Origin of the sequence: Streptomyces sp. NBC_01515 (assembly GCF_045040345.1) — a bacterium.
GTDB lineage: Bacteria > Actinomycetota > Actinomycetes > Streptomycetales > Streptomycetaceae > Streptomyces.
This window is the reverse complement of sequence record NZ_CP109416.1, coordinates 1,729,048-1,745,097: the sequence shown is the minus strand read 5'-3', so window position 1 is coordinate 1,745,097 and position 16,050 is coordinate 1,729,048. Positions and strand designations below refer to the sequence as shown.

Below are 16,050 nucleotides of genomic sequence, written 5' to 3'. Positions count from 1 at the left end.
AAGGTCGGGGGCGGGGAAGCAGCCGACTCAGAAGGTGAACGCCTCGGTCAGGCGCAGGTTGTAGCCGTCCTCCTCCATCAGGACGACCGTGACGCCGAACGGGGACGGATGGTCCAGTTCGAGGGGGGTGAAGGCGTAGTCGACCGCTGCCTGGACGGGCGGTACCAGTTCGGCGTCGGGCTGGGGAGCCGGGGCGGGCCGCCACCGGGGTTCGGCGGCGGACGGGTCCTCGGTGTAGGGGAACTGGTGGAGCGTGTGGCCGTCCTTCGTGGCGTGCACCATGTTGAGGCAGGGGGACGGGCCGTCGGCGGGGAGTTCACAGGTGGTGGCCACGTCCTGGGTCTCCCAGGCGAGCACGATCTCGTCGGCGTTCGCCGCCGCGGCGATGTTCGACAGCGACGCGATCGCCGTGAGCGCGTCCTCGCCGGACTTGACCGGGCGCAGCCAGATCAGGCCGACCAACTCGCCGCGCACCAGCGGCATGATGACCGGGCGGGGCACGGCGCCCTCGCTGAGACCCGCGACGTACGCGCTCTTCATCGACTCGGTCAGCGCGTCGAACGTACGCGTGTCCATGAACTCCCCATCCGCAGCGGCTGTGTGGCGTCCATTCTGCCCCGGTCGCGGAGTGCGCGAGGCCGCACCTGGGAGTGAAAAGAAGGCCCCGGCTGGACGGGGGAGACCAGCCGGGGCCGTACATGGTGGCGTGCGGAGGGCGGTCGCCTCTCGGCGAGGGGCTCCATGGGGCTTCAGCCGAACGATCGTCCCCATGGGCTATAGGTGAGGCCCGGGGACACTGTCCCCTCCGCAGCCACGTACATATGAACGGGCGACCCGGCCCAGTTGTTCCCGCTCATGCCCCGTCGGGGACTGTGAACTGCGGAACACTCCGTGCGGCAGGCTTCAGTTGAGGTAGTCGGCGATCAGGGTCGCGAACTCGTCGGGCGTGGCGAGGCGGATGCCGAGGGTTTCGGCCTTGGCCCGCTTGGATCCCGCGTTCTCGCCGGCCACGACCAGGGTGGTCTTCTTGGAGACGCTGGAGGAGGAACGGCCACCGGCGCGCTCGACGAGTTCGTTCATCTGGTTGCGGCTGAGCTTCTCCAGGGGGCCGGTCATCGCGCCGGTGACGACCACCGTCATCCCGGCCAGCGGCCCGTCGTCGGCCGTGGCCGCAGCCTCGGTGCCGTCGGCGCCCGCGTCATCCGTCATGGGCGCCGGCGGGGTCGCGCCGGGCTCCGTCATGTTGACCCCGGCGGCGACCAGTCTGTCGATGAGCGGGGCGAGTTCGACGAGTTCGGCGACGATCGAGGGGGCCTTCTCCGTGCCGATGCCGTCGACCCGCTGCATCGATTCCGCGTCGGCGGCCCGGATCTCGTCCATGGTCGCGAAGTAGCGCGCGATACGGCGGGACATGGAGCGGCCGGTGCCCCGCACCCCGAGCGCGCACAGCACGCGGGACAGCGGCTGCCCCTTGGCCGTGGTGATCGCGGCGAGGAGGTTGTCGGTGCTGGTCTCGCCCATCCGCTCCAGGCCCAGGAGCTGCTCCCGGGTGAGGGCGAACAGGTCGGCGAGATCGGCGACCAGACCGGCGTCGACGAGCTGGACGACGCGGGTGTGGCCCAGGCCCTCGATGTCGAGCTGGTCGCGGCCCGTGGCGTAGGAGAGGGCGGCGACCAGATGGCAGTTGCGGCCCTGTTCGCAGCGCCAGCGCAGTTCGCTGGTGTCGATGCCGGAGCCGCAGCGCGGGCACACCTCGGGGAACACGATCGGCTGTTCCTCGCCGGTGCGCAGATGCGCGACCGGGGCCTCGATGCGGGGGATCACGTCACCGGCGCGGTGCACCATGACGTGGTCGCCCAGCCGCAGGTCGCGGCGGGTGATGTCGCCCGGGTTGTGGAGGGTGGCGTAGGTGATCGTGGCGCCGTCGATCTCGACCGGCTCCAGGACCGCGCGCGGGGCGATGATGCCGGTGCGGCCCACGTTCCACTCCACCTCCAGCAGCCGGGTGATCTTCTCCACGGCGGGCAGCTTGTAGGCGATCGCCCAGCGCGGGGCCCGCGTCCCCGACCCGGCGGCCTGCTGGTCGGCGGCGAGGTCGGCCTTGATGACGATCCCGTCGATCCCGAACGGGAGTTGGGCGCGCAGCGCGGCGATCTCCTGGACCCGGGCCAGCACCTCCTCCACGGTGCCGGCGGTGATGCCGGGCACGGCGGTGGTGGCCGTGGTGTTGACCCCGTAGGCCGCGGCCTGGGTCATCAGCTCGCTGTGCGCGAGCCCGGGCAGCCGTGCCGCGAGGTCGGTCCCGGTGTCCGGGAGGGGCAGCAGGCCGTAGCCGAAGAACGTCATCGGCACCGTATAGGCGCGCTCCTTCGCGCGCAGGGTGCCCGCCGAGGCGCCGCGCGGGTTGGCGAAGGGCTGGCCGCCGTGCGCGGTGCGGACCTCGTTTCCGTGCTCGAACTGGGCGGTGGTCATGAGGACTTCGCCGCGCACCTCGACGGTGACCGGCTCGGCCAGCTCCTGCGGCAGGCCCTCGATGGTGCCGATCGCGTGGGAGACGTCCTCGCCGGCCGTGCCGTCGCCGCGGGTGATGAGCCGGGTGAGGCGTCCGCGCGTGTAGCGGGCGGCGATCGCCAGGCCGTCGAGCTTCGGCTCCACGCTGAACCGCGTGACCTCGCGGTCGATTCTTCGGGCCACCGACGCGGTCCAGGTGGTGAACTCCTCCGGGGAGAACACGTTGTCCAGGCTCAGCATCGCCACCGTGTGCGGGACATCGCCCTCGACCGCGCCGCCGGCCACCTTCCCGGTGGGCGAGTCGGGCAGCACCTGGTCGGGATTCCCGGCCTCCCACGCGGCGATGCCACGCACCAGCCGGTCGTAGGAGTCGTCGTCCAGCGCGGAGGTACCGGCGGCGTAATAGGCGGCCGACGCCTTCACCGCGTCCTCGACCGCCTGCGCGTAGGCGGCGGCGTCCACGATCACAGCTGCAGGAGTTGTCATGACTGCCATCCTGCCTCCCACCACTGACAATGCCCCGGGCCGAACGCGGCGCGGCCTCCTCGCCCGCCCACGGGAGGGCGGGCGAGGAGGCCTTTGTACGGGTGCTCAGCCGAGCCCGCGGCTGTACGCCCAGGCGGTCGTGTTCAGGGTGTCCTCGAAACCGGTGAACGGCTCCTGCGGGGTGTACGAGTCGGTGGTGAAGTCGACGTCCACGTCGTCCGCCGTACCGCCGATCCCGTCCGCCCCGATACCGAGCATCTGGGCGATGTTGCCGCCCTGGTCCATCAGGTTCGTGGTGTCGTCGTACTGGTCGGTGTGCCAGTTGCCCGAGAAGTGCCCGATCTCGTGCGTGATGATGTTGCCGAGCCCCCGGCCGATGAAGCCGATCTTGTCGCTCTGCGGTCCCAGGTAGGTGTTGAGCGAGTTCGGGTTCGGCGCCGCCGCGCTCAGCAGGTCGAGCAGGACGAGGGCGGTGTCCTCGTGGCCGTAGTTGCCGGGGTCGATCGAGGACGAGATGCCGATGGTCGGGATGCCGGACTCGGCGATGGTGCCGCCGACGACGACCCGGCTCACATTGGGTTGGCCGAACGGGTCAGGATTGTCACGGCTGTTGAGGACCCGAACGGCGAAGTGCGGGTCGGTGCCCTTCTTGGCCAGGTCGGTGGCGATGTTCTCCTTCACGGAGGCTACGACGGCGTCGATGACCTTGTTCCCGTCGGCTGGGCTGAGCCCCCAGCCGGGCAGGAACGCCGACATCGGTGACAGGTCGTGCTGCGCCCCGCCGGCGCCGAAGATCGACGTGTTGACACGAGCGCCGTCGAAGTCGAGGAACAGCGTCTGGACCGTGCCCTTGCGCGCCACCTCGGTTCCCGGCCGGTAGGCCTCCAACTCGGCGCGGTAGGCGCCGACGCCGTTGCTCACGGCCAGGTAGTACCGGCCGGCGCGCGGCGCCACGAGGTCGACCGTGGCGTTGCCGCCGCCGGGCAGCGGTGACGCCGGGGAGTAACTCCCGCTCGCGTCAAGGGTCGAGCCCATCAGCTCCGTACCGGCGGCGTCGTAGAAGGACAGGTGGTGTCCGCTGCCGGTGACCGTGGCCCCGACGACGTCGCCGGCCTTCAGATCGACGTCGTAGACGTCCTGGTCCCCGCCCTGCTGGGTGGAGAACTTGAGGCTGTACGCGCCCTCGGAACCCACGCCGGTGCCGCTGGCGGGGTCGCTCGGGTCGGTGGGCGAACCGAAGTTGGGCCCAGACCCGGCCACCATCAGGTAGTAGACCCCGGTGGTGGGCAACGCCACGCTCACGGAAACGTTTCCACTCGACGGGTCGTCGGCCCAGAACACCGTGTTGCCGTTTGCGTCGTAGAGCCGCGCGATCGCGTTGAAGTCGCCCTGGGCGCCCACGTCCACGGTGAGCGGTACGCCGCTCGGCACTCCGGAGACCTTGTAGAAGTCGAAGTCCCCGTGACCGTCACCGGCACTGCCGTGCGGCCCGTCGCCGATGACGCCGCTGGTCCTAACGGCCTGTCGCGCCCCGGCCACACCGGTGTCGATGGCCAGCGGGATGGACCCGTTGTCCTCCGAACCGGCAGGCAGCGTAGGGATGTTGGGGTCGTCGGCGAGATCCCCTGCGATGGCGACCGCGGAGTTGTGACGGTCGCCGGTGCCGAAACCTGCGATGCGCTCGGCGGTCGGCAGTGTGTCGTTGGCGCCGAGCGTGCCGACGGCTTCCTTCTCGGCGTACGGCGTCGCCGCCACGAGCCCGGCCAACTTCCGCTGTGCTGCCCGGAGTTTGCCGCGGGCGCCCCGATCGACGTCTGCCTGAAGGAAGTTGACCTTCCCCTGGGCCTCGGTCGGCAGCAGGGCCAGCGATGGATCGAAGTTCAGGCCGCCCGGGCCGGCCGCGCCCTTCTGCGCCAACTGGAGCCCTTCGGTGATCTGTTGGGCGATCCGGTCGGGTCGGCTGTGCTCGGTGTGCTGATCCGCGTGTGCCGGTGAACCGGCGACGGACATGGTCGCGCTGAGCAGTGTGACGGTCAGGATGCTGGCTAAGCGGTGGTGATGTGCGCCCGCGCGCATGCGGTCTCCCCTCCGCGGGACCGCGGTCGGCGGTCCGGCGGTCCTGTTTCGAGCGTTCTGGTCAGGAGCGCTCTGGGCAGGGCCTGATCGGGTGGGGGCCGGTGGTGGTGCCGGTGGTGCCAGTGGTGCCACCGGTGTCGGTGTCCGTGCGATGGCGGCGCCCGTGATCAGGCCGTCCGGCAGATTTGGTCTAGTCCAGCAGGAGGGCGTGGGCATGTCAATGGGGCCTTGGGGTGTCCGGTCGTAGGGCAGGCGTCGGCGTCTGGTCGCAGGGCGGGCACCGTTGTCTGGTCGTAGGGCGGGCACCGTTGTCTCATGGCGCGGGGCGGGCTTCGGAGTCCGGTGGGGCAGGCTCGGGCCCTGGAGATCGCCCCCGCCCGATCGCCCGCTCGCGCCGCACCGCGCGGCACCTATCCCTCACGGAAAGCGCCGCGCCGCACCTATCCCCTCACGGAAAGTGCCGTGCCCCCCGCATCCCCGACGGGAAATTGCGCGCGCCCCCCGTCAGTCCTCCGGCTCGGACGTGCGCTGCAGATCAGCCCGCCCCTCCGCGGTCCGGATGAAGCGGGTCATCCCGAACTGGCTTGTTCCGGCGGCGTCTTGGGGGTTGCCGGGAGCCGATTCGGTGGAGCGGGACGTGGCAGGCAGGACGTACGGGCGGCGGAGCACCTCGTCGAGGATGATCACGGTCTCGGTCGCGCGGACCGCGGGGATGGTGGAGAGGCGGTCGGTGACCAGGCGGTGGACGGCGGTGACGTCGGCCACCCGGATCTGGATCATGGCGTCGTGCTCGCCGGTGGTGACGGCGCAGTACTCCACCTCCGGCATCTGGGCGAGCGCCGTGCGGAACTGTTTCCACAGCTCCTGGCGGACCGTGACGAAGATCAGGGCGCAGATCTCCAGCCCGACCCGGTTGTGGTCGACGCGGGCGCTGAAGCCGCTGATCACGCCGTCGGCGCGGAGGGCTTCGAGGCGGGTGTAGGCGTTCGCGCGGGAGACGCCGACACGCTCCGCGAGGGCCGCGACGGAAATACGGCCCTGGGTGCGCAGTACGTCGAGGATCTTGAAATGCACCGAATCCAGGGCAAGACCGATGCCGATCCGTCCAGAGCGGCGCTCGCCCGGGGTCTCCGGGGCCGACAGATCTTCCATGTTCGCGCCTCTCCGTTGCATTACGTCTCGCGCTGGTCCCGTCCGCCGAGAGTCCTGGTTAGTTTCAGCCAACCCTAACGGCGAATCGTCCAGGTCCCCTCCCGGCATCCGCCCGCACCCGCACGGCCTTCTTCCGCTCCGCCCTGCTCTGTCTTGCCCACGGAGGCACGCATGCCCAGATTCAGTGCCGGGTCCTACCCGGTGGCACTTCCTCTCGTCGCGGTCGCGGCGCTCGCCCTGAGCGCCTGCTCCGGCGGTACGAGCGCCTCCGGTTCCTCGGCCGGCAAGACCCTGGTCGTCGACACGTCGTTCAACCTGAAGACCGCCGACCCGGGCCGCGAGTTCGAGCCGACCGGGCAGATCGTGGACAAGGCGCTGTACGAGACGCTGCTGTCCTTCAAGGGCTCCGACGTCACCAAGCCGGTGCCGGGCCTCGCCTCCTCGTACGAGCAGTCCAAGGACGGCAAGACGCTCACCCTGCACCTGCGGACGGGCGCGAAGTTCGCGGACGGCAGTGCGGTCACCGCCGACGACGTCGTCTTCTCGCTGAACCGGGTGATCGCGCTCAAGGGCAACCCGTCGTTCCTGCTCGACGGCGTCACGGTCACCAAGACGGACGCCTCCACGGTCACCCTGACCTCGAAGAAGGCGAACCCGGCGCTGCCCTTCATCCTCCCCAACCCCGCGCTCGGCATCCTCAGCGCGAAGACGGTCCAGGCCCACGGCGGCTCGGCGACCGCGACGGACGCGGCGGAGAAGTACCTCAACACGGCGTCGGCGGGCTCCGGGCCGTACACCCTCACCTCGTTCAACACGAACACCCAGGTCGTCCTGACCAAGAACCCCAAGTACACCGGCTCCGACAAGCCGACCTACGACAAGATCGTCATCCGGAACGTCCAGGCCCCCACCCAGAAGCTGAACGTCCAGCGCGGCGACAGCCAGATCGCCCTCGACCTCACCTCCGACCAGGTCAGCGGGCTCGGCGGCGGACTCAAGGTGGACAGCGGCGCGTCCTCGGACGTGATCTTCCTGCTGCTCAACCGGAACACCAAGGTCAGCAGTACGACGGCCAACGCGAAGTTCGCGGAGGCGGTGCGCAAGGGCATCGACTACAAGAGCCTGCTCTCGCTGGCCGGCACCGGCTCCGTCCAGCCCGCCGGGATCATCCCGTCGACCTTCCTCGGCGCGCTGCCCGCCTCCGAGGCCGTCGGCCGCGACCTGGCCGGGGCGAAGGCCGCGCTCAAGGCGAGCGGTATCGCCAAGCCCTCCGTCACCCTCGGCTACGCCAGTGACCTGACCGTCGACGGCCTGTCCCTGCAGACCCTCGCCGAACGGGTCCAGGCCCAGCTGAAGGAGGTCGGCATCACCGTCACGCTCGCCCCCGCGCCGACCACCACCGAACTCGACAACTACCGCAACGGAAAGGAGCAGTTGGGCCTCTGGTACTGGGGCCCGGACTACCCGGACCCCAGCGACTACCTGACCTTCCTCCCCGGCGACCTCGTCGGCCTGCGCGCGGGCTGGAAGGCCGGCGCCGACCCCACCCTCACCGCACTCGGCGACAAGGCGGCGACGACGATCGGCGACGACACCCGCAAGACCCTCTACGAGCAGATCCAGACCCGCATGAACGCCTCCGGCCCCTTCATCCCGCTGATGCAGCCCAGCCGGAACACCGTCTCCGCCGCGTCCGTGACCGGCGTCGCCTACAACCCCGTGTGGACGATCGATGTCGCCGCGCTGGGCGCGAAGTAAGGGGACGGGGGACGAAGGGGTGGGCGCCGAGGACGCCGACGGCGTGGTCGCGGGCGACCGCCTTCGCACCGGCGGCGGCTCGGGCGGCGGCGACCGCCTTCGCACCGGCCGTCCGACGGCCCTCGGCCCCCGCCGTCTCCTCGCCCGCCACCCCCTCGCCCGCTTCCTCCTCCGCCGTACCGCCACCGCCGCGCTGCTCGCCCTCGGCGTGACCCTGGTGACGTTCATCCTCACCAACCTGGTCCCGGGCGACCCGGCGGCGGCGAACCTCGGCCAGCGGGCGATCGGCGACCCGGCGATCGTCGCCCAGTTCCGCCACCACTACGGCCTCGACAAGCCACTGCCGGTCCAGTACGTCACCTACCTCGGCAACCTCCTCCACGGCGACCTCGGTGAGTCCCAGCAGAGCCACCAGTCCGTCCTCACCGACCTGTCGACAGCCGTCCCCGCCACCCTCGAACTCGCCGGCGCCGCGATCGTGATCTCCCTGATCGTGGGCGTGGCCTTCGGCGTCGTCGCGGCACTGCGCCGGGACCGCCTCGCCGACCAACTCCTGCGCGTGGTAAGCCTGTTGGGAGTCTCGGTACCGACCTTCTGGCTGGCCCTGCTCGCCTTCTACGTCTTCTTCTACCGCCTCGGCTGGGCCCCGGGCAGCGGTCGCCTCGACCCCGGCATGACAGCCCCGCCGCACGTCACCGGCCTGTACACGGTCGACGCGGCACTGGCAGGACAATGGCCGGTGTTCTGGAGCGCGGTGGGTCATCTCGCCCTCCCCGCACTGGTGTTGACGGCCTACACGGTCGGCCTCCTCACCCGCTTCACCCGCTCGGCCGTCCTCGAAGTACTCAACCAGGACTACGTCCGTGCGGCCCGCGCCAAGGGCCTGCCCGCCCGCACGGTCCTCTTCCAGTACATCCTCCGCGCGGCCCTCGTCCCCGTCATCACCGTCGCCGGACTGGCCTTCGGCGCCCTCCTCTCCGGCACCGTCCTGGTCGAGTCGATCTTCGCCTGGCCAGGCCTCGGCGCCTACGCCTACCGCAGCGCGACCACCCTCGACCTCCCTGCCGTGATGGGCGTCGGCCTGGTCGTCGGCCTGGTCTACCTGACCGTCAACCTCGCCGTGGACGTCCTCTACGGCGTGATCGACCCGAGGGTGAGGGTCCAGTGAAACGCAGTCATGAGGGTGCGGTGAAACGCGGTCTGCTACGACGGCTGCCGCCCGCCTGGCGCAGACCGCTCGCGGTGACGGGCGGTCTGGTCGCGCTGTTCTGGCTGGTCATCGTCCTCGCCGCCCCGCTGCTCGCCCCGCACGACCCGCTCGCGCAGAACCTGCCCCGGCTGGCCGCCCCCGGAGCCGGACACTGGTTCGGCACGGACGAACTGGGCCGGGACGTGCTGAGCCGGGTGCTGTACGGCGCCCGGGTCTCCATCCCGCTCGCTCTGCTGCTGGTGACCATGTCGCTGCTGGTCGGCGGAGTGCTCGGGGCCTGCGCCGGGTTCTTCGGACGGTGGGTGGACGAGACCGTGATGCGGATCGCGGACCTGGTGTTCGCCTTCCCCACCGTCATCCTGGCGATGGTGGTCGCCGCCGCGCTCGGCGCCAGCCTGCAGAACGCGGTACTGGCCGTGCTGGTCGTCTCCTGGCCGTCGTACGCACGCGTCACCCGGGGCCTGGTCATGGGCCTGCGAAACCGTGAATTCGTGCTCAGCGGACGGCTGTTGGGCTTCTCCGCCTGGCGCTCGATGCGCGTCGACATCCTGCCCAACGTGCTCGGGCCGCTCCTCGTCCTGGCCACCCTCGACATCGGAACCGCGACGCTGCTGCTGTCGGGGCTGTCCTTCCTGGGGCTCGGCGCGAAACCGCCGACCGCCGAGTGGGGCGCGATGGTGGCGGACGGGACCCAGCAGTTCGACAAGTGGTGGATCGGGGTCTTCCCCGGCCTGGCGATCCTCACCGTCGTCCTCGCCTTCAACTTCCTCGGCGACACACTGCGGGACGCCCTCGACCCGGGCACCGCCCGCACCATCGGCGCGGAGAAGGAGCGTGTGGCATGACCGACGGCGACACGGTCGACGTACTGAAGATCAGTGGTCTGACCCTCGACCTGGGCGGCGCCCGCATCCTCGGCGGTGTCGACCTCGCGCTCCAACCCGGCCGTATCCACGGGCTCGCGGGGGAGAGTGGTTCGGGCAAGACCATGACCGGGCTGGCTGTGCTCGGCCTGCTGCCGCCGGGAGCGCGCACCGGCGGGCGGATCGAGTTCGAGGGCACCGACCTGCTGACCCTGCCGGCCCGCCAACTGGCCGCGCTGCGCGGGCAGTCGGTGAGCATGGTGTTCCAGGACCCGTCCACCAGCCTGCACCCCATGCTCAGCATCGGCCACCAGCTCACCGACCACCTGCGCCACCACCTGAAGCTGAACCGGAAGGCGGCGAAGGAACGGGCCGCCGAACTGCTGACACAGGTCCGCATCCCCAACCCCCGAGAGGCGCTGGGCCGTTACCCGCACCAGTTCTCCGGCGGCATGCGCCAGCGCATCGCGATCGCCATCGCGCTGGCCTGCGAACCGAAGGTCCTGATCGCCGACGAGCCGACCACCGCCCTCGATGTCACCGTGCAGGCAGGGGTGTTGAGGCTGCTGCGCGGTCTCTGCGACGACCTCGGGCTCGCCGTCCTGCTGGTCACCCACGACCTGGGTGTGATGTCCGCGATCGCCGACGAGGTGAGCGTGATGCGCCACGGCCTGGTCGTCGAGACGGGTCCACGCGGCCGGGTCCTCACCGACCCGCAACACGACTACACCCGCACGCTCTTGGATGCGCTCCCCGGAAGGAGCACCGTATGACGACCAGCCCGCCGCCCCTTGCGACCCCCCGCTCGACGGCCCCTCTCCTCTCGGTCGACGACCTCGTGGTCCAGTACCACCGGCCGGGCGCACCCCCCACCCGGGCCGTCGCCGGGGTCAGCCTCCAGGTGCGGGCCGGTGAAGTCGTGGGCCTGGTAGGGGAGTCGGGCTGCGGCAAGTCGACGCTGGCCCGCGCGGTCTGCGGCCTCACCGCACCCGCGGAAGGCCGGATCACCTACGACGGCACCCCGGTACGCCCGTTGCGGGTGCGCCGCCGCGAACTGGCCCTGACCGGCATTCAGATGGTCTTCCAGGACCCGTACGGCTCCCTCAACCCCCGGCGCCGGGTGGGTTCGCAGATCGCCGACGGCATCCGCACGGCCGCCGGGCGGGGTGAAGCGGCGGCCGAACTCGTCACCCCGGAGGACCTGTTGACCCGGGTCGGCCTGCCGACGAGCGCCGCCGACCGCTACCCCCAGGAGTTCTCCGGCGGCCAACGCCAGCGCATCGCCATCGCCCGCGCCCTCGCCGCCCGCCCCCGGCTGCTCGTCGGCGACGAACCGATCTCCGCGCTGGACGCTTCCGCTCAGCTCCAAGTGGCCACGCTGATGCGGTCGTTGGCCGTCGAGTCGGGTGCCGGACTGCTGTTCATCAGCCACGACCTGTCCGTCGTACGGCTGATCGCGGACCGGATCGCCGTGATGTACCTGGGCCGGATCGTGGAGACCGGCCCCACGGCCGAGGTGTGGGCGGACCCGCGACACCCTTACACCCGGGCGCTGTTGGCCGCCGTACCGAAGCCGGACGGGGCGGGAATCCTGCCGGCCGAACTCCCCGGCGATGTCCCCGACCCCGCCGACCCGCCGAGCGGCTGCCGCTTCCATCCGCGCTGCCCGCTGGCCTTCGACGGGTGCGACCGGGAAGAGCCGGAGTTGATCGCGGGGGGTGTCGCGTGCCGGTTGTACGCGGCGTGAGCGGGGGTGGGGTGGCTGTGCGGGCGGTGGCGGGTCGCGGGCGGGGCTGATCCGGATACGGATACGAATACGGCGATGATCCGGGCTGGTGCTGGTCGGTGGGTGATGCCGATCCGGGCCGGTGCGGGCTCAGGCGTGGTACCGAGTCGCGCCTGTAGCGATGGCCCGCACCCGGCACCGACCCACCCCGGCAACGCCGGCAGCGCTTGATCACCGCGCCCTGCCTGCCACCAGCGTGCGCAGAACCCCCGTGTCACCGGCGACCCGCACTCCCGCACACACGGAACCTCACCCACAGAACGCCAGACAGAACCCCGTACCGAACCCCACGGAGAGCCCATGCCCGCCACCCCGCCGCCCGACGACGACCACCCCCACCACCCCACCGAACCGCCCGCGAGCCTGTACCCGGCCGACCGCCTCCACCGCGCCCAGCAAGCCACGGCCCGGGCCGGTCTCGACGCCCTGCTGATCTCGCCCGGCGCGGACCTGCGTTACCTGACCGGCTACGACGCCAAGCCGTTGGAGCGGCTGACCTGTCTGGTGCTGCCCGCCGACAGTGACCCCTTCCTTCTCGTGCCGGCCCTGGAGGAACTCGCCGCCAAGGCATCCCCGGCCGGTGACCTGGGCATCGAGATCACCGGCTGGGGCGAGACCGACGACCCCTACGCCCTCGTCGCGGCCCGGCTGCCCGCCCGTACCGCCCGTGTCGGCGTCGACAACCGGATGTGGGCGGAGAAGACCATCGCCTTCCGCACCCAACTTCCAGGCGCCAGCCAGGAGTTGGCCGGAGCCGTGCTGAACGAGCTGCGGATGCGCAAGACCCCGCAGGAGGCGGCCGCGCTGAGCCGGGCCGGTGCGGCCATCGACCGGGTGCATGCCCGCATGGGGGAGTGGCTGCGAGCCGGACGTACCGAACGCGAGGTCGGCCGGGACATCGCGGACGCGATCATCGCCGAGGGGCACATCCGCGTCGACTTCGTCATCGTCGGCTCCGGCCCGAACAGCGCCAGCCCGCACCACGAACTCTCCGACCGGACGATCCGCCCCGGCGACCCGGTGGTGGTCGACATCGGCGGTACGACCCTGGACGGCTACTGCTCCGACTCCACCCGGGTGTACGCGGTGGGCGAGCCGCCCGCCGAGTTCCGTCGGCTGCACGACGTACTGCTCGGCGCCCAGCGCGCCCAGACCGACGCCGTACGCCCAGGCATCACGGCCGGTCAACTCGACGCCGTGGGACGGGACATCATCACCGACGCCGGATACGGCCCGCACTTCATCCACCGCACCGGACACGGCATCGGCCTGGAGAGCCACGAAGAGCCCTACATCGTGACTGGCAACCCGCTCCCGCTCGCCCCGGGCATGGCCTTCTCCGTCGAACCCGGCATCTACCTGCCCGGCCGGTACGGAGCCCGGATCGAGGACATCGTGATCTGCACGGAGGCGGGCGGCGAGCGCCTCAACCGCACCCCCCGGGACCTGGTCGTCCTCCCGTGAACCGGAACGAACAGGAGGGACGGGAGACGCAGGAGGCGCGGGAGGCACAGGCGTGAGAGACAGGAAGCGACGCGATGATCCACGGCAAGAACCCCGCCCCCGCAACCCTCCCCGCACAACTGCGGCTGACCGGCGAGGACTTGGTCCTCCGTGAGTGGACCGAGAACGACCTCCCCGCGATGACGGAGTTGTTCGACGACCCCGAGATCGCGCACTGGACCCCGCTGGCCTCCCCGTTCGACACCGCACCCCATCCCACCAGTCACTCACCCAAGGATCCGCCATGCCCGCTCCACCGCCCCCTTCCGCCCGTCCCGCCGCCGACCGCGGTGCCCGCCCGGGTGGCGCGCCCGCCGACCTGGCCGACGTGTGGACGGTGATCACGGGCATGTACGCGGGCTACACGGCCGGCGACCGCGACCGCATCGACGCCTTCCTCGACCCGAAGGCCACCATCTGGGACTCGGCGACCCCCGGACTCATCAGCGGCAGAACGGAGTTGAACCGCGTCCGGGACGCCCGCCCCACGCCGGACGACGGTCCCGCCGAGACCGGCCTCACGGCGTACGACCAAGTCGTCGACGTCTTCGGGGACTTGGCCGTGGCCCGCTACTGGCTACGGGTCGACTTCCGCGCGGCCCCCTCGGAGTTGGCCCGCAACACCGCGGTCCTGCGACGCGCGCACCCCGACGGCCACTGGCTCGTCGTGCATCTGCACGAGGACATCCAGAGCGTTCCGGGGCAGGGGGCGGATCCCGACAGTGCGACCACGGCAACTCTGGGTCACTGACGTCGAGTTGGGAATAGTGGGACGGGTGAGGCGCAGGGGTCTGTTCCCTCTACTATGTCGGGGTCCGGTCCGGGCGTGTCGTCCGAGGACTGGTGTCGCACCCCCGCACCCACGCACCCCGGCTGGGCAACGGGGTTGGAGCCCAGCCGAGTTGACCTCACGGTGGATCTGGTGACTGTCGGTTCCACCCAAGGAGGACATGTCCCGTGCTTTCGCTCGATGGCTCCGACCCGTCGCACATAGGTCGTTACCGTCTGGTCGGCAGACTCGGCGAGGGCGGGATGGGGAGGGTGTATCTCGCGCGTTCGCCGGGTGGCCGTCCCACCGCCGTGAAGGTGATCAACGACCACCTGCGCCATGACGAACACGCCCTCAGCCGGTTCCGCCGCGAGGTGGAGACCCTGGGCACGGTCCGCAGCGCGTACACGGCGTCGCTCATCGACGCGGAGCTGGACACGCCGCCGTACTGGCTGGCCACCGAGTACGTGCCGGGGCCCACGCTGCACGCCGCGGTCGTCGCCAACGGGCCGCTCCCCGCCGACCTGGCCCGGGTCATGCTGGCCGCCCTCGCCGAGGGGCTGGACGCCATCCACGTACGCGGTGTCTGGCATCGGGACCTCAAGCCGCACAACGTCATCCTCTCCGCCACCGGCCCTCAGCTGATCGACTTCGGTATCGCCAGGACCACCGGCACCTCCAACCTGACCCAGGTCGGCGGAGCGATGGGCAGCCCCGGGTTCATCGCACCGGAGACGATCACCGGCGGCGAGACCGGTCCGGGCGCGGACGTGTTCGCCCTCGGGGCCACGTTGGCCTTCGCCGTCACCGGCCGACCGCCTTACGGGGACGGGCCGTTCGCGGCCGTGTCCTACCGTTCGGTGCACGGCGAGATCGATGTGCGGGGTGTGGACGCGGGCGTCGCCGAGCTGATCGTGGCCTGCGCGCAGAGTGATCCCGCCCTGCGCCCCACCCCGCACCAGATCGTCGAACTCTGCCGGGCCGAGGCCGATCTGGTCCACCACCCCGCCTACCAACAGGCGCTCGCCGTGGGCTCGTTGACGGATCGGGAACGTGCCGCGACCGTCGGCGACAACGGGAGCCGTGGGTCGACCACCGCCTCGGACGCGATGACGGCCGTAGCCCCGCGGACGGCGGCCGCCATGGACGGCGGCGCGCGGGAAGCCCACGCGGCCACGCTCCTCGCGCCGAACCCGGGCCTGGACACCCCCACGCAGCCGCACGTGGCGGACATCTACGGCCCCTATCCGATGGGAACCGGCCCGACTCCGCCCCCGGACGGCGCAGGCACCCGAGGCGAACTGGGGCGTCGCACGCTCTGGACCGCCATCGGCGTGGCCGCGCTGGTCGTCGTCGCCGGCTCCGGGCTGCTCCTGTTCAACACCCTTGACGACAAGGGCAACAGCAACAGGAAGAGCAAGGACTCGGCGTCCGCCCATGTCACACCGTCCGCAAGCGCCGGCCGCGCCGCCCACGTGTCGGCCTCCCCGTCCGCAAGCGGAGCGACGGCGTCTCCTTCCGCCTCCGCTTCCGGCACAGGTGAGGGGAACCTGGCCGACGCCGTGGTGGTGAAGGCTCCCTTCACGTTCGAGGTCGGGAAGTTCATCCAGACCGTGCGCTCGAAACTGATCATGCAGACGGACGGCAACCTCGTGCTCTACGACGCGTCCGGAACGGCGCATTGGGCGAGCCAGACCCAGGGCGCGGGAAACACGGCCGCGTTCCAGGCGGACGGCAACCTCGTGGTCTACGACGCTCAGCACCAGGCGCTGTGGAGCAGCAAAACGCAGGGCGCCACCGGGGCCGTGCTCAAGGTGCTGGAGGACGGCAACATGGTCATCGCGACGGACGCCGCGGTCGCCTGGCAGACCAATACCGCGAGTTGAGGGCGGGGGCGCGGGGCCGGCGAAGCGAACTCGGCCGACGGATCAGCTGA

General features: G+C 71.0%; 13 protein-coding genes. 9 read left to right on the top strand and 4 right to left on the bottom strand.

Features of this window, described 5'->3' with window-relative positions:
* Positions 1 to 27 precede the first annotated feature (27 nt).
* The 4 genes from OG407_RS07595 to OG407_RS07580 all read right to left on the bottom strand — a co-directional run bounded on the left by OG407_RS07595 (position 28) and on the right by OG407_RS07580 (position 6,225).
* Positions 28 to 576, bottom strand: a complete 549-nt coding sequence (locus OG407_RS07595; RefSeq protein ID WP_405856254.1) for a hypothetical protein — start codon at positions 574 to 576, stop codon at positions 28 to 30.
* A gap of 327 nt (positions 577 to 903) precedes the next feature.
* Positions 904 to 3,006 carry an NAD-dependent DNA ligase LigA gene (ligA, locus tag OG407_RS07590; protein WP_405856252.1) on the bottom strand — a complete coding sequence of 701 codons (2,103 nt, stop codon included), beginning with the start codon at positions 3,004 to 3,006 and terminating at the stop codon, positions 904 to 906.
* A 96-nt stretch (positions 3,007 to 3,102) separates the two neighbouring features.
* The gene (locus OG407_RS07585) at positions 3,103 to 5,073 is read right to left on the bottom strand and encodes a PPC domain-containing protein (protein ID WP_405856250.1); all 1,971 of its coding nucleotides are present in this window, start codon (positions 5,071 to 5,073) and stop codon (positions 3,103 to 3,105) included.
* A 504-nt stretch (positions 5,074 to 5,577) separates the two neighbouring features.
* Complete coding sequence (locus OG407_RS07580; protein WP_405856248.1) at positions 5,578 to 6,225, bottom strand: Lrp/AsnC family transcriptional regulator; 648 nt, start codon at positions 6,223 to 6,225, stop codon at positions 5,578 to 5,580.
* 171 nt (positions 6,226 to 6,396) lie between these two features.
* On the opposite strand from OG407_RS07580, the gene OG407_RS07575 reads away from it, so the two are divergent.
* From OG407_RS07575 to OG407_RS07535, 9 genes are all read left to right on the top strand, one after another.
* On the top strand, positions 6,397 to 7,983 hold the full coding sequence (locus OG407_RS07575) for an ABC transporter substrate-binding protein (RefSeq protein WP_405856246.1): 1,587 nt from the start codon (positions 6,397 to 6,399) through the stop codon (positions 7,981 to 7,983).
* Between the two features lie 19 nt (positions 7,984 to 8,002).
* Entirely contained in the window at positions 8,003 to 9,151 is a 1,149-nt protein-coding gene (locus OG407_RS07570; protein WP_405856244.1) for an ABC transporter permease, read from the top strand.
* On the top strand, positions 9,148 to 10,038 hold the full coding sequence (locus OG407_RS07565) for an ABC transporter permease (protein WP_405856242.1): 891 nt from the start codon (positions 9,148 to 9,150) through the stop codon (positions 10,036 to 10,038). Before OG407_RS07570 ends, OG407_RS07565 begins: the two co-directional genes overlap by 4 nt.
* Positions 10,035 to 10,829, top strand: coding sequence for an ABC transporter ATP-binding protein (locus OG407_RS07560; protein WP_405856240.1), 795 nt, complete (start codon positions 10,035 to 10,037; stop codon positions 10,827 to 10,829). Before OG407_RS07565 ends, OG407_RS07560 begins: the two co-directional genes overlap by 4 nt.
* Complete coding sequence (locus tag OG407_RS07555) at positions 10,826 to 11,803, top strand: oligopeptide/dipeptide ABC transporter ATP-binding protein (RefSeq protein WP_405856238.1); 978 nt, start codon at positions 10,826 to 10,828, stop codon at positions 11,801 to 11,803. Before OG407_RS07560 ends, OG407_RS07555 begins: the two co-directional genes overlap by 4 nt.
* A gap of 339 nt (positions 11,804 to 12,142) precedes the next feature.
* On the top strand, positions 12,143 to 13,306 hold the full coding sequence (locus OG407_RS07550; RefSeq protein ID WP_405856236.1) for a M24 family metallopeptidase: 1,164 nt from the start codon (positions 12,143 to 12,145) through the stop codon (positions 13,304 to 13,306).
* A 74-nt stretch (positions 13,307 to 13,380) separates the two neighbouring features.
* Positions 13,381 to 13,686, top strand: coding sequence for a GNAT family N-acetyltransferase (locus OG407_RS07545; RefSeq protein WP_405856234.1), 306 nt, complete (start codon positions 13,381 to 13,383; stop codon positions 13,684 to 13,686).
* Positions 13,590 to 14,096, top strand: coding sequence for a DUF4440 domain-containing protein (locus OG407_RS07540; RefSeq protein ID WP_405856232.1), 507 nt, complete (start codon positions 13,590 to 13,592; stop codon positions 14,094 to 14,096). Before OG407_RS07545 ends, OG407_RS07540 begins: the two co-directional genes overlap by 97 nt.
* 206 nt (positions 14,097 to 14,302) lie before the next feature.
* Positions 14,303 to 16,000, top strand: coding sequence for a protein kinase domain-containing protein (locus OG407_RS07535; protein ID WP_405856230.1), 1,698 nt, complete (start codon positions 14,303 to 14,305; stop codon positions 15,998 to 16,000).
* Positions 16,001 to 16,050: the final 50 nt, after the last annotated feature.

What these genes read in the sequence shown, in the direction of transcription:
- OG407_RS07585 (WP_405856250.1), bottom strand. Translation starts at nt 5,073, where the DNA reads ATGCGCGCGGGCGCACATCACCACCGCTTAGCCAGCATCCTGACCGTC.
- OG407_RS07560 (WP_405856240.1), top strand. Translation starts at nt 10,035, where the DNA reads ATGACCGACGGCGACACGGTCGACGTACTGAAGATCAGTGGTCTGACC.
- OG407_RS07575 (WP_405856246.1), top strand. Translation starts at nt 6,397, where the DNA reads ATGCCCAGATTCAGTGCCGGGTCCTACCCGGTGGCACTTCCTCTCGTC.
- OG407_RS07540 (WP_405856232.1), top strand. Translation starts at nt 13,590, where the DNA reads ATGCCCGCTCCACCGCCCCCTTCCGCCCGTCCCGCCGCCGACCGCGGT.
- ligA (WP_405856252.1), bottom strand. Translation starts at nt 3,006, where the DNA reads ATGGCAGTCATGACAACTCCTGCAGCTGTGATCGTGGACGCCGCCGCC.
- OG407_RS07580 (WP_405856248.1), bottom strand. Translation starts at nt 6,225, where the DNA reads ATGGAAGATCTGTCGGCCCCGGAGACCCCGGGCGAGCGCCGCTCTGGA.
- OG407_RS07555 (WP_405856238.1), top strand. Translation starts at nt 10,826, where the DNA reads ATGACGACCAGCCCGCCGCCCCTTGCGACCCCCCGCTCGACGGCCCCT.
- OG407_RS07550 (WP_405856236.1), top strand. Translation starts at nt 12,143, where the DNA reads ATGCCCGCCACCCCGCCGCCCGACGACGACCACCCCCACCACCCCACC.
- OG407_RS07545 (WP_405856234.1), top strand. Translation starts at nt 13,381, where the DNA reads ATGATCCACGGCAAGAACCCCGCCCCCGCAACCCTCCCCGCACAACTG.
- OG407_RS07595 (WP_405856254.1), bottom strand. Translation starts at nt 576, where the DNA reads ATGGACACGCGTACGTTCGACGCGCTGACCGAGTCGATGAAGAGCGCG.